Here is a 12,982-nt window from a genome sequence, read left to right as displayed (position 1 = left end):
AGCCCCGATTAACCAGCCTTGTGCGTCAACCTTGCCGTTTAAGACTGTCGCAATCGGCAATAATTATTGAGTATCTTGCGGCCGGCGATTCCCGTTAAGGGACCGTGTCGCCGCTTTGGCAAATTTTCGGCGATTTTGGGGATAGTGAACCGCATGTGCGGCATCGTCGGCATTCTTGGACGCGCTCCGGTGGCGGAGCAATTGGTGGATTCGCTCAAGCGGCTGGAGTATCGCGGCTATGATTCCGCGGGGGTCGCCACGCTGGAGAATGGCACCTTGGCGCGGCGCCGCGCCGAGGGCAAGCTGAAGAATCTGGAGACCCGGCTGGAGGCCAAGCCGCTCGGCGGCCACACCGGCATCGGCCACACCCGCTGGGCCACCCACGGCAGGCCGACCGAGAACAACGCGCATCCGCACGCCACCGAGCGCGTCGCCGTGGTGCATAACGGCATCATCGAGAATTTCCGCGAGCTGCGCGAGGGCCTCGAGGCCAAGGGCGCGGTGTTCTCGACCGAGACCGACACCGAGGTCGTGGTGCATCTGGTCGACAATCTGCTCAAGGGCGGCGTCAAGCCGATCGAGGCGGTGAGGGCGGTGCTGTCGGAATTGCGCGGCGCGTTCGCCCTCGGCTTCATCTTCGCCGGCGAGGACGATCTGATGATCGGCGCCCGCAACGGGCCGCCGCTCGCGATCGGTCATGGCGAGGGCGAGATGTATCTCGGGTCGGACGCGATCGCGCTCGGGCCGTTCACCGACACGATCAGCTATCTCGAGGATGGCGACTGGGTGGTGCTGAACCGCAAGGGCGCCACGATCTACGACAAGGACAACGCTATCGTCCACCGCGAGGCCATCAAGCACCAGACCGCGACCGCCTTGGTCGACAAGGCGAACTATCGCCACTTCATGGCGAAGGAGATCCACGAGCAGCCCGAAGTGGTCGGACACACGCTCGCGCGCTACGTCGACATGGCGACCGAACGCGTCTCCATGCCGGTCAAGCTGCCGTTCGATTTCAAGGATATCCAGCGCATCTCGATCACGGCCTGCGGCACCGCGAGCTATGCCGGCTTTGTCGCAAAATACTGGCTGGAAAAGCTGGCGCGGCTGCCGGTCGAGCTCGATGTCGCTTCCGAATTCCGTTACCGCGAGGCTCCCTTGCGCAAGGGCGACCTTGCGATCTTCATCTCGCAGTCCGGCGAGACCGCCGACACGCTGGCGGCGCTGCGCTACGCCAAGTCGCAGGGCGCGCACACGCTGTCGGTCGTCAACGTGCCGACCTCGACGATCGCGCGCGAGAGCGAGACCGTGCTGCAGACGCTGGCCGGCCCCGAGATCGGCGTCGCCTCGACCAAGGCCTTCACCTGCCAGCTGATGGTGCTGGCCTCGCTCGCGGTCGCCGCCGGCAAGGCGCGCGGCGAGCTCTCCGATGCCGACGAGGCCAAGCTGGTGCATGGCCTGGTCGAGATCCCGCGCCTGATGTCGGAAGCGCTGACCACGGAAGTGCAGATCGAGAAGCTGGCGCGCGAGATCTCGAAGTCGCGCGACGTGCTCTATCTCGGCCGCGGCACCAGCTATCCGCTGGCGCTGGAAGGCGCGCTGAAGCTGAAGGAAATCTCCTACATCCATGCCGAGGGCTACGCCGCCGGCGAGCTCAAGCATGGGCCGATCGCGCTGATCGACGAGCACATGCCGGTCGTGGTGATCGCGCCCTATGACAAGGTGTTCGAGAAGACCGTCTCCAACATGCAGGAGGTCGCCGCCCGCGGCGGCAAGATCATCCTGATGACCGACGCCAAGGGCGCGGCGGAGGCGACCATCCAGTCGCTGGTGACGATCGTGATGCCGGACATGGGGGCGACCTTCGCGCCGATCGTCTACGCCGTTCCGGTGCAGCTGCTCGCCTATCATACCGCCGTGGTGATGGGCACCGACGTCGATCAGCCCCGGAATCTGGCCAAATCGGTCACGGTCGAATAGCCGCAAGCCGCGGCTTCACGTGGCCCTTCAAAAATGCGTCAGAATGGCTTAGCTGGGTGTTGGACTACGGCCGCTTCGACGCCGCTTCGACGACCTAGGAACCGCAATGACTTCCAACAAAGTGCCTCCCCCCGCGCCAGGTGACCTGCCCCCGGACGCTCCCCGAGGGCTGATGGCGCGGTTTCGCAACTATTTCCTGACCGGCCTGGTGGTGGCCGGGCCGATCGCGATCACCTTCTATCTGACCTGGTGGTTCGTGAACTGGGTCGACAATCTGGTCCGGCCGTTTGTGCCGACGGCCTACCGGCCGGAAACCTACCTGCCGTTCGGGCTGCCCGGTTCCGGCCTGATCGTCGCCGTCATCGCGCTGACGCTGCTTGGGTTCCTCACCGCCAATCTGATCGGGCGGACCCTGGTCGATCTCGGCGAGCGGCTGCTCGGGCGGATTCCGGCGGTGCGGGCGATCTATCGCGGCCTGAAGCAGGTGTTCGAGACGCTGTTCTCAGGCAACGGCTCGAGCTTTCGCCGCGTCGGCCTGGTCGAGTTTCCGTCGCCCGGGATGTGGTCGATCGTGCTGATCTCGCAGGCGCCGAACGCCGAGCTCGCCGCCAGCCTGCCCGCAGAGGAGGAGCACATCTCGGTGTTCCTGCCCTGCGCGCCGAACCCGACCACCGGCTTCTTCTTCTACGTGCCGAAGAGCAAGATCATCGAAATCGAGATGAGCACCGAGGACGCCGCAACCCTGATCATGTCGTGTGGTGTGGTGCAGCCCGGCGGCGCCAACGATCAGAAGCGCGCCGCGGCACTCGCCGGCATGGCCAACGCCGCGCGCATCGCCAACCAGGCCTCGCTGCAGCCGGCCACACAGCCTGCGCCGGCGAAGGTTGAGTAGCGGGAGTCACCCCGCGCCGATCAGCGGCACGGCCTCGTCGCGCTCGTAGAGATAGAGCAGGGCGCGCAGCGCCTCGCCGCGCTCGCCCTTCAGCTTCGGATTGTCCTTCATGATGCGCAGCGCCTCGTCGCGGGCCTGGGTGATCAGCTGGCCGTGCACCTCGGAGCGCGCGATGTGGTAGCCGGGCAGGCCGCTCTGGCGGATGCCGAGCACGTCGCCTTCGCCGCGCAGCTTCAGATCCTCCTCGGCGATCCGGAAGCCGTCGGTGGTCTCGCGGATCACTTTCAGCCGCGCCTTCGACATCTCGCCGAGCGGCTCCTTGTAGAGCAACAGGCAGGTCGAGGCTTCCGAGCCGCGGCCGATGCGGCCGCGCAGCTGATGCAATTGCGCCAGACCAAAGCGTTCGGCGTTCTCGATCACCATGATGGTCGCGGCCGGCACGTCGACGCCGACCTCGACGACGGTCGTTGCGACCAGGAGCCCGATCTCGTGCGCGGCGAATTGCGCCATCACGCGATCCTTCTCGGTGCCCTTCATCTGGCCGTGCACCAGCCCGACGCGATCGCCGAACCGCTTTTGCAGCGACTCGAACCGTTCGGTCGCGTTGGTGAGATGCTCGGTGCCTTCGGCCTCCGATTCATCGACCAGCGGGCAGATCCAGTAGACCAGCTTGCCCGCATGGAGCGCGCGGCCAACGCCGTCCATCACATCCTCGATCCGGCTCATCGGCACCGCTCGGGTGTCGATCGGCTGGCGGCCGGCCGGCTTTTCGCGCAGCTCCGAGACATCCATGTCGCCAAAATATGTCAGCACCAGCGTGCGCGGGATCGGGGTCGCGCTCAGCACCAGCACGTCGACGGCCTCGCCCTTGGAGGTCAGCGCAAGCCGTTCGCGCACGCCAAAACGATGCTGCTCGTCGACCACGGCGAGCGCCAGCGCCTTGTAGATTACGTCGTCCTGGATCAGCGCATGGGTGCCGACCAGGAGATCGATTTCGCCGGCCTCGAGCCGCTCCAGGAGCTCGCGGCGCTCCTTGCCCTTCTCGCGGCCGGTGAGGATCGCAACCCGCACGCCGGCGCGTTCGGCGAGCGGCGCGATGGTCTTGATGTGCTGGCGCGCCAGAATTTCGGTCGGCGCCATCAGCGCGGCCTGCTTGCCGGCTTCCGCGACGGCGGCAGCGGCAAGCAGCGCCACCACGGTCTTGCCGGAACCGACATCGCCCTGCACGAGGCGCAGCATCCGCACCGGCTGTTGCAGGTCTGCGATGATCGCGGCCACCGCCTCCTGTTGCGACTTGGTCAGGGCATAGGGCAGGGCGTCGATGATCCTCTTGCGCAGATGGCCGTCGCCGGCATTGCGGACGCCGGCGGGGCGGCGCAGCGTGGCGCGGACCAGGGCTAGCGCGAGCTGGCCGGCCAGCAGTTCGTCGAAGGCGAGCCGCGACCAGAACGGGCCGTCGGGCAGAATGTCGGTCAGCTCGACCGGAACATGGACGCGGGTCAGCGCCTCCCGGATCGGCGGGAAACTGCAGCGGCGCAGCACTTCGGGGCTGATCCATTCCGGCAGATCCGGCAGCTTGATCAGCGCCTGCGCGATCGCGCGGCGGAGCGAGCCGATCGCCAGCCCCTCGGTCAGCGGATAGACCGGGTCGATACCGGACAGTTTTGCAAAGCCGGCTTCATCGACCACGCGATCGGGATGCACGATCTGCGGGATGCCGTCATACATCGCCAGTGTGCCCGAGACGTAACGCTTCTCGCCGACCGGCAGCAGTTTTTCGACATAGCCGGGCTGCGCGCGGAAGAAGGTCAGGACGACGTCGCCGGTGTCGTCGCTGGCATAGACGAGGTAGGGCGCGCGCGAATTGCGCGGCGGTGGCGGACGATGGCGGTCGACGGTGACCTCCAGCGTCACCATGGTTCCGACCGCGGCATCGCGGATCTTCGGCCGCGCGCGGCGGTCGATCACGCTCGCCGGCAAATGCAGCAGGAGGTCGACCAGCCGCGGCGTCTCGCTGCGGTCGAGCAGATAGCGCAATAGCTTGTCCTGCTTCGGGCCGACCCCTTGCAGGGTCGTGACCTGGGCAAACAGCGGATTGAGCAGACTAGGGCGCATCGGTGTCCTTTACACACGACTCACGTCATGCGCGGGCTTGACCCGCGCATCCATCTTCACAAGAGGATGGATTGCCGGGTCAAGCCCGGCAATGACGGCATGCGCCACAAGCATCCCAAAGAGCGGCTAAAGAGGGCTGACATCGGCCATCGCCGTCGCTATATCAAGGCCCGCCCGGCACGTCCGGGCTTTTGGCGTTCGATGGATTTTGGGACATGACGGGATCGACGCGATCGAGCAACGGGCTCGATGACCGCCGCAAGCGGCTTTTGTTTCGCTGTTGGCATCGCGGCACCCGGGAGATGGACCTGATCCTCGGCCGCTTTGCCGACGCGACCATTGCCGATCTGACCGACCAGGAGCTCGGCGAGCTCGAGCACCTGATCGAGGTGCCGGATCCCGACCTCTATGCCGCGCTGACCGGCGACAGGGTGCTGCCGGCCGAATACGCGACCGCGCTGTTTGCCCGCATCAAGGCGTTCCGGGTGGCGGATCACGGCGCATGAAACAGCCGATGAAATCGCCGGCCGCGATGCTCGCGCCCGGCCGGGTGCTGACCATCGCCAACGTCGCCGAAGGCGCCGAGGGGCTCGTCATTTCGGATCTGGCGCGCGCCATCGCCGCGCAGCCGAAGCGGCCGGCGGTCAGCCTCGCCGTGGTGTGCCGCGACGGCGCGCGGATGCAGCAGCTCGCCCGCGCGCTGGAGTTCTTCGCGCCCGATATCGCGGTGATGCAGGTTCCGGCCTGGGACTGCCAGCCCTATGACCGCGTCTCGCCGCATTCCGGCATTCTGGCGCAACGCCTGACGGCGCTGGCAAAACTGTCGCGGCTGGTGGGCTCCGACAAGCCGCTGATCGTGCTCACCACCGTGAACGCGGCCGTGCAGCGGGTGCCGGCGCGCGGGCTGGTCGCAGCCCAAGCGCTGTCGGTTGCGCCGGGCAACGTGGTGCCGATGGACTCGGTCGTGGCCTGGCTCGAGCACAACGGCTACACCCGCTCGTCCACGGTGCGCGAGCCTGGCGAATACGCCGTGCGCGGCGGCATTCTCGACCTGTTTCCGGCCGGCCTCGACCAGCCGGTGCGGTTCGACTTCTTCGGCGATAGCCTGGAATCGATCCGCGCTTTCGATGCCGAGACCCAGCGCACGCTGCTCGACATGCGCGGGCTCGACCTCGTGCCGGTCTCGGAATTCCAGCTCACCACCGAAACCATCCGCCGCTTCCGCATGGGCTATGTTGCAGCGTTCGGCGCGCCGGAGCGCGACGACCAGCTCTATGAGGCGGTCTCCGAGGGGCGGCGCCATCCCGGCATGGAGCACTGGCTGCCGCTGTTCCAGGAGCGGATGGACACACTGTTCGACTATCTCGATGGTGCAGCGGTTGCGATCGAGCCGCAGACCGAGGACGCCGCGCGCGAGCGCTTCACGCAAATCGCCGACTATTACGAGGCGCGGCGCGAGGCGCTGGAGCATCCGGGCAGCGGCGCGATTTACAAGCCGCTGCCGCCGGACCAGCTCTATCTGACCGAGGCCGAATGGACAAAACTGCTCGGCGACGCGCCGCTGGCGCGGCTGACACCGTTCGCGGTGCCGGAAGGCTCGCCCGACATGTTCGACGCCGGCGCGCGGCAGGGCCGCAATTTCGCACCGGAGCGCACCGACGGCAACGTCAACGTGTTCGAAGCCGTCGTCGGTCACATCGGCGCGCTGCAGTCGCAGCGCAAGAAGGTCATCGTCGCGCTGTGGAGCGAAGGCTCGCGCGACCGCATGGGCGCGATGCTGCGCGACCACAAGCTGCTCAACACGACCAGCGTCAATACCTGGCGGATCGTGCAGGCGACGCCGCGTAACGAGACCATGCTGGCCGTGGTCGGCATGGAATCCGGCTTCGAGACCGATGAATTCGCCGTCATCAGCGAGCAGGACATTCTCGGCGACCGCCTGGTGCGGCCGCGCAAGGCGAGCCGCAAGCTCGACAATTTCATCTCGGAGGTGACGAGCCTGGCGACCGGCGATCTCGTCGTGCATGTCGAGCACGGCATCGGCCGCTTCGTCGGGCTGCAGACGCTGGAAGTCTCCGGCGCGCCGCATGACTGTCTTGAGCTGCATTACGCCGCCGAGACAAAGCTGTTCCTCCCGGTCGAGAACATCGAGCTGCTGTCGCGCTACGGCTCCGACAGCGCCAATGTCGAGCTCGACCGTCTCGGCGGCGGCGGCTGGCAGGCGCGCAAGGCGAAGCTGAAGAACCGCATCCGCGAGATCGCGGGCGAGCTGATCAAGATCGCCGCCGAACGACAGCTGCACGAGGCGCCGAAATTCCCGCTGCAGCCGCATGTCTATGACGAGTTCTGCGCGCGATTCCCATACGAAGAGACCGAGGATCAGCTCGGTGCCATCACCTCGACCTTGAAGGACCTCGAAATCGGCCGGCCGATGGACCGGCTGATCTGCGGCGACGTCGGCTTCGGCAAGACCGAGGTGGCGCTGCGCGCGGCATTCGCCGTGGCGCTGGAGGGCAAGCAGGTCGCGGTCGTGGTCCCGACCACGCTGCTGGCGCGTCAGCACTCAAGGACCTTCACCGAGCGCTTCCGCGGCTTCCCGGTCAACATCGCGCAGGCCTCGCGGCTGGTCTCGACCAAGGAATTGAACCAGGTCAAGAAGGGGCTCACAGATGGCCAGGTCGACATCGTCGTCGGCACCCACGCGCTGCTCGGCAAGGCCATCAAGTTCAAGGATCTCGGCCTTCTGATCGTCGACGAGGAGCAACATTTCGGCGTCAGCCACAAGGAGCGGCTGAAGCAGCTCCGCGCCCAGGTCCATGTGCTGACGCTGTCGGCGACCCCGATCCCGCGCACCCTGCAATTGGCTTTGACCGGTGTCCGCGAGCTCTCGATCATTGCCTCGCCGCCGGTCGACCGCCTCGCGGTGCGCACCTTCGTCGCGCCGCACGATCCCCTGATGATCCGCGAGGCGCTGCTGCGCGAACGCTATCGCGGCGGGCAGGCGTTCTATGTCGTGCCGCGGATCGAGGACCTCGCCGGCGTCAAGGATTTCCTCGACAAGAACGTGCCGGAGATGAAGGTCGCGGTCGCCCACGGCCAGATGCCGCCGACCGTGATCGAGGACATCATGTCGGCGTTCTACGACGGCAAATACGACATCCTGCTGTCGACCACGATCGTCGAATCCGGCCTCGACATTCCGAACGCCAACACGCTGATCGTGCACCGCGCCGACATGTTCGGCCTCGCCCAGCTCTATCAGCTGCGCGGCCGCGTCGGCCGCTCCAAGCTGCGCGCCTATGCGTTGTTCACCTTGCCGGCGCAGCAGAAGATCACCGCGCAAGCGGAGCGGCGGCTGAAGGTGCTGCAATCGCTGGAGACGTTAGGGGCCGGCTTCCAGCTCGCCTCGCACGACCTCGACATCCGCGGCGCCGGCAATCTGTTGGGCGAGGAACAGTCCGGCCACATCAAGGAAGTCGGCTTCGAGCTGTACCAGTCGATGCTCGAGGAGGCGATCGTCAACCTCAAGGCCGGCGTCGCCGAGCCCGCCGCCGACCGCTGGTCGCCGCAGATCACGATCGGCATGCCGGTCCTGATCCCCGAGGACTACGTCAACGATCTCAGCGTGCGGCTGTCGCTCTATCGCCGGCTCGCCGATCTCGATACCGACGAGGAGATCGACAATTTCGCCGCCGAGATGCGCGATCGCTTCGGCGTGCTGCCGGACGAGGTCCGCTATCTTTTCAAGGTCGCCGCGATCAAGGCCTATTGCCGCCGGGCCAATGTCGGGAAGGTCGATGCCGGGCCGAAGGGCGCCGTGATCGCGTTCCGCGACAACAGCTTTGCGCATCCGGAGCGGCTGGTGTCATTCATCCGCCAGCACGGCCAGGCCGCCAAGGTGCGGCCCGACATGAAGGTGGTGTTCTTCCAGGAATGGGATACGCCGGAAGAACGGCTCGCCGGCACCACCGAGATCCTGCGCCAGCTCGCCAATCTCGCTGAGAGCAAGAAGGCGGCTTAGGGTTAGGCACCAGGCAACATTGTGTACCGGAGGACCAGAGTCAATGTTGCCGCGGCCATGAGACTTTCAGTCGGAAATGACTGCCGATGCAACTACAGAGGCGCCCGGAACATAGATTCCGATGCAGCGATCCTGCGCATCTGTGACGAGCCAAGGGTGACCTTCAAACGTGGGCTGTTCATACCTCTGACCCGAAGAAAGCTCTGCGTAAAACTTTCGACTGCCGGTCCCATCGAGCCAATTCACCCGCACTGGGTCGGATCTGGTGTTTACGAAGACGATGGTTCTAGGCGAGTTGGTGGCTGACGGATGCGACTGAAGGGTCGTCTCCCGATCGCAGGATATCCGTTGCAGAATTGATCCACGATAACTTCGCACCAAAGAATAGTAAACTAACGCTCCAACGAGGGCTGCCAGAAGGATCGCCAGTGCAATGTAGAGGGGAAAGCGTCTTGGCCTCAGTTGCTTGATCAACTTATTCACGTCTTGCTTGAAGCTTTCATTCCTGAGCTTAAGCGCGTTCAGGCCTGTCAAGGGTTTCAAATCATCCGGCAGAATACTCGCTCTTGGGATGGCGGCTCCTTCCAGCAAAATCGGCACCACCGGAATATTGCTCTGGAGCGCGGTCCCGATCTCTACACGGACGAAATCATCTGGTGCTTCGAGGCGTCTAGATCCATGCTCATCACGGATGTCCAGCCACTGCGGGCCAATGACGGCGAGCAGCGTATCGCAGTCTTTAACTCGCTCCCTGATCAGCTTGACGAAATCGGCGCCGAGAGGGACGTTATCGACATCAATGAATACGCGATCCTCGCCAAACTCTCCCTTCAACCGATCACATAAGCGGCCCGCCGATGCGGCGCTATCGTCCCTTCGGTAGCTAACAAAGATCTTCGGCACGGGTCGCGCCCAATGGGTTGCGAGTCAAAATTTAACAGCTGTAAGTGGCAACACGTTGGCGTGCGCGAGATGCGTTGTCACTGCTTACCTTGCACAATCCGGTGTGGCGCGCTGGCGGAAGATCAGCGTGCTTCTTGTCCGAGATCGGCGATTACGGACGATATTCGAAAGATTTGGGAGCTGATAAGCAGCACACAACTTGCTACGACGCCGCCCGCTCCGCCGCTCCGAACAGGCGCCCGAGCAGTGACATCGCGGAATCGGTCGGCAGCAGCGTTGCGACGCTGACGGCCGGCTCGGATCTGACGTCGCGGCGGCCGTTCTGGGTGTGGCGCATCACGCTTGCCAGCCGCCGCGTGATCGCCTGCGCGTTGCGCAGGTCGGTGCCGGCGAACGCCACCACGATCGAGCGGTCGTCATGCACCGCGCCGAAATCGGTCTGACGCATCAGCCGGCTGATGATCCGCGCGCCGTCGAATTGCGCGCGGGGCTGCGCGTTGTCGAAAGTGAACCGCGCCACCGAGAGCGCACCGCCGCGCTCGGCGGTCTGGTAGACGGCGGTTGCAAAATCGCGCTCGAACGCGGCCTTGGTGAGCAGGCCGGTGCGGGGATCGATCAGGCCCTTGGCGTCGATCGCGCGCAGCATGCGGCCGAGCCGCGCTTCGAAAGCGTGCTGCCGGATCATCGGTAACACCATGTCGGCGACGCGTGTCGGCCCGGCCGTGACGATCTCGAGATTGGGCAGTTCGTAACGCGGCGTGAGCTCGCTCGATGCAACGATCACGGGCAACGGGCGGAAGCGGACGTCCTCGGTCAAGACGGTCAGGAAGGCATCCATCACGCGCGGTGTGAAGCCTTCGGCCAGCACGATGCCATCGATATCGCGGTTGCTGAGATGCTTGGCTGCGGCCTCGATGCTGAGCGCCCCGACCACGCCGGCGCGTTCGCCGAGCGCAACCGACAGCGTCGGGTAGGCGCCGCCGCGGCCGATCAACAGCGCGGTGGCTTCTCCGACCGGATCGATATCCGTCAGTGCGACCGGTGTCGGCGGAACCAGGCGGCGCATCACCGTCGCATGCAGCGCGCGCACGCGCAGGCTGGCGTTGAGCCGGGCGGTCAGGCGATCCGGCAGGCCCGGCTTCTGGAAGAATGCGATCGCGGTGTCGGGCAGGGTGGTCGCGGGATCGACCGCGATCAGCGGCAGATAGGGCGCGCGGGCGGCGGCGCGCCTGGCGAGGCCGGACAGGGTGACGAAATCGACGCCCTCGGCGGCCGCGATGATCGCTGCCGGCTTGACCTGCTCGATGGCCCGCCCGGCCTCGTTCCAGTCGGTGACCACGACCGGGAACAGCTTGGTCTCATCGAGGACCGCGGCAAACGGCGGCCTGGCTGCCGCCGATACGATGAGGACCGGACCTTGTTGGGACATTCGAACGCTCGAAACCAATGCAGAGATCAGCAAAGGAGGCGATGCTAGTTCGCATGGCTTAATGCGGCGTCAACACAATGATAAGACTAACGTAATGATAAGATTTTAACTCAATCCAGCGCCGCCGCGGTCGCGAAATGCCTCGACCATCAAGGGGTTAAGGCCAAGTTCTGTCAGCGCGTCGCGGGCCCGCGCATTGTCCTGGGCGCGTCCGGCGAGCCGGTGGCCGCTCAGGCGGTCGGGTAGCGCCGTCAACAACGCGCCCTGGCCGAGGCGCCGCGACCATTCCTGCAGCTCCTGCGCGAGGAAGCGGTAGCCGCCGACCGTCATCACCCCCGACGGCGGGGCGGTGATGTTGATGGCGCCGGTCACGCGATCGACCCGCGCGGCATATTCGGTATCGACATAATCGCGCGGCGGCGGCGCGATCAGGGTGTCGCCCGGCGGAGGCGGCGGCGCATAGGCCGCGACCGGCACCATCGGGCCGCGCAGGCCGAGCGTGCCCTTCGGCGTCAGCAGGATCTCGCCGGCGATCGATGCGCCGGGCGCCTCACGCGGCGCGCTGTGCGGACCGGGCTTGATCTGTGACGGCGAGCCGTCTTCGGCGGTGCGGCGGGCGCCGAACAGCCCGGCCTCGCCGAACAGGTAGACGTCGGTCATGGTCACGCGCCGCGAGCTCCAGTGCGCGCTGGAGGCAACCTGTTCCGGCGTACGCCAGAGCCCGATCACGTTGCGCAGGGTGGGCAGGCGCTCCGACAGGCCGCGCTCGTCGAGCCGCAGCGCGAGCTGCGCCGGCGCGATCAGCGTGTCGCAGCCGTGGTCGTTGAACTGCGTCTCGAACGCCTCATCGTCGAACGGGTGATGCAGCACGAGCGTGCCGCCCGACACCAGCCAGGCCACCAGCGACGCGCAGATGCCGGCAAACGACATTGGCGCGAACGCCGACATGATCGTGGCGCCCTGCGCCAGATCGCTCTCCAGCGACATCGCGAGCCCGCCGGCGATCAGGCCGAAATGGGCGCGCGGCACCGGACGAAGGCCCTCGCTGGTCACGTCGAAAGAGATCAGCGCCGGCTTGCGGCCATCCTGGAGCATCGGCCGCGAGGTCCGGGAGTCCTGCAGGATCGCCTGATCGAGCGACGCCATGCCTTCGGGCAGATCGGTGCCGAAGCCGCAGACATGGCGGATCGAGAAGGCTTCCGCCGCGGCGTTCATCGCGATGTCGGCATAGGAGACGCCGTCGATCCTGCCGCAGGTGACGATCGCCCGCGCCGCGGTGCGGTTGAGGGCGGATATCAGTTCGGCCTGCCGCCACAACAGCGGCAGCGGCACCACCACGAGGCCAACCCGATAGGCGGCCAGCACCGTCAGGGCGAACTCGACCGTGGAGGGCATCTGGACTGCGATCACGGTGTTGGCCGGCAGCCCGTTCTCGACGAAGTGGGCTGCGATCGCCGAGATCGCGCGGTCGGCCTGGGCATAGGTCAGGCGCTTGCGGGTCTGGCCGGTGATGCGCTGCTTGTTGAGCGGGTCGACCAGCGCCAGCGCATCGGGCTGCCGCGCCAGGGTGCGCTTGAACAGGGTATCGAGCGTTGGCGAGGTGATCGACTGGTTCACGGGTTCAACGTCGGTTGCATCGCTT

The 12,982-nt window shown here is 65.9% G+C and carries 8 protein-coding genes; 4 read left to right on the top strand and 4 right to left on the bottom strand.

Features of this window, described 5'->3' with window-relative positions; genetic code table 11:
* The first annotated feature begins 153 nt into the window (after window positions 1-153).
* Both glmS and HAP48_RS38280 read left to right on the top strand, forming a co-directional pair.
* Window positions 154-1,980, top strand: a complete 1,827-nt coding sequence (gene glmS / locus HAP48_RS38285; RefSeq protein WP_166205056.1) for a glutamine--fructose-6-phosphate transaminase (isomerizing) — start codon at window positions 154-156, stop codon at window positions 1,978-1,980.
* Between the two features lie 106 nt (window positions 1,981-2,086).
* Window positions 2,087-2,872: a DUF502 domain-containing protein gene (locus HAP48_RS38280; protein ID WP_166205055.1), complete on the top strand. Its 786-nt coding sequence runs from the start codon at window positions 2,087-2,089 to the stop codon at window positions 2,870-2,872.
* A gap of 6 nt (window positions 2,873-2,878) precedes the next feature.
* On the opposite strand, the gene recG is transcribed toward HAP48_RS38280, so the two are convergent.
* Window positions 2,879-4,987 carry an ATP-dependent DNA helicase RecG gene (recG, locus tag HAP48_RS38275; RefSeq protein WP_166205054.1) on the bottom strand — a complete coding sequence of 703 codons (2,109 nt, stop codon included), beginning with the start codon at window positions 4,985-4,987 and terminating at the stop codon, window positions 2,879-2,881.
* Window positions 4,988-5,202: 215 nt separating this feature from the next.
* Between recG and HAP48_RS38270 the strand changes: the two genes are divergently transcribed.
* Both HAP48_RS38270 and mfd read left to right on the top strand, forming a co-directional pair.
* A complete protein-coding gene (locus tag HAP48_RS38270; RefSeq protein WP_166205053.1) occupies window positions 5,203-5,493 on the top strand; it encodes an FAD assembly factor SdhE in 291 nt (96 codons plus the stop codon).
* Window positions 5,490-9,008 carry a transcription-repair coupling factor gene (gene mfd, locus HAP48_RS38265; RefSeq protein WP_166205052.1) on the top strand — a complete coding sequence of 1,173 codons (3,519 nt, stop codon included), beginning with the start codon at window positions 5,490-5,492 and terminating at the stop codon, window positions 9,006-9,008. The genes HAP48_RS38270 and mfd overlap by 4 nt, the downstream gene beginning before the upstream one ends.
* Before the next feature lie 66 nt (window positions 9,009-9,074).
* Here the strand turns inward: mfd and HAP48_RS38260 are convergent, their stop codons facing one another.
* From HAP48_RS38260 to HAP48_RS38250, 3 genes are all read right to left on the bottom strand, one after another.
* Window positions 9,075-9,911 carry a TIR domain-containing protein gene (locus tag HAP48_RS38260; RefSeq protein ID WP_166205051.1) on the bottom strand — a complete coding sequence of 279 codons (837 nt, stop codon included), beginning with the start codon at window positions 9,909-9,911 and terminating at the stop codon, window positions 9,075-9,077.
* A gap of 202 nt (window positions 9,912-10,113) precedes the next feature.
* Window positions 10,114-11,340, bottom strand: a complete 1,227-nt coding sequence (locus HAP48_RS38255; RefSeq protein ID WP_166205050.1) for a GGDEF domain-containing protein — start codon at window positions 11,338-11,340, stop codon at window positions 10,114-10,116.
* 105 nt (window positions 11,341-11,445) lie between these two features.
* Complete coding sequence (locus HAP48_RS38250; protein WP_166205049.1) at window positions 11,446-12,957, bottom strand: AMP-binding protein; 1,512 nt, start codon at window positions 12,955-12,957, stop codon at window positions 11,446-11,448.
* Between the last annotated feature and the right edge of the window lie 25 nt (window positions 12,958-12,982).

It is taken from the genome of Bradyrhizobium septentrionale, assembly GCF_011516645.4.
Taxonomy (GTDB): Bacteria; Pseudomonadota; Alphaproteobacteria; order Rhizobiales; family Xanthobacteraceae; genus Bradyrhizobium; species Bradyrhizobium septentrionale.
The sequence above is the reverse complement of the archived record's forward strand: the minus strand, read 5'-3'. Positions and strand labels throughout refer to the sequence as shown.

Excerpts from the sequence above, each read along its gene's own strand:
- glmS (WP_166205056.1), top strand. The coding sequence starts at position 154 with ATGTGCGGCATCGTCGGCATTCTTGGACGCGCTCCGGTGGCGGAGCAA.
- HAP48_RS38280 (WP_166205055.1), top strand. The coding sequence starts at position 2,087 with ATGACTTCCAACAAAGTGCCTCCCCCCGCGCCAGGTGACCTGCCCCCG.
- recG (WP_166205054.1), bottom strand. The coding sequence starts at position 4,987 with ATGCGCCCTAGTCTGCTCAATCCGCTGTTTGCCCAGGTCACGACCCTG.
- HAP48_RS38270 (WP_166205053.1), top strand. The coding sequence starts at position 5,203 with ATGACGGGATCGACGCGATCGAGCAACGGGCTCGATGACCGCCGCAAG.
- mfd (WP_166205052.1), top strand. The coding sequence starts at position 5,490 with ATGAAACAGCCGATGAAATCGCCGGCCGCGATGCTCGCGCCCGGCCGG.
- HAP48_RS38255 (WP_166205050.1), bottom strand. The coding sequence starts at position 11,340 with ATGTCCCAACAAGGTCCGGTCCTCATCGTATCGGCGGCAGCCAGGCCG.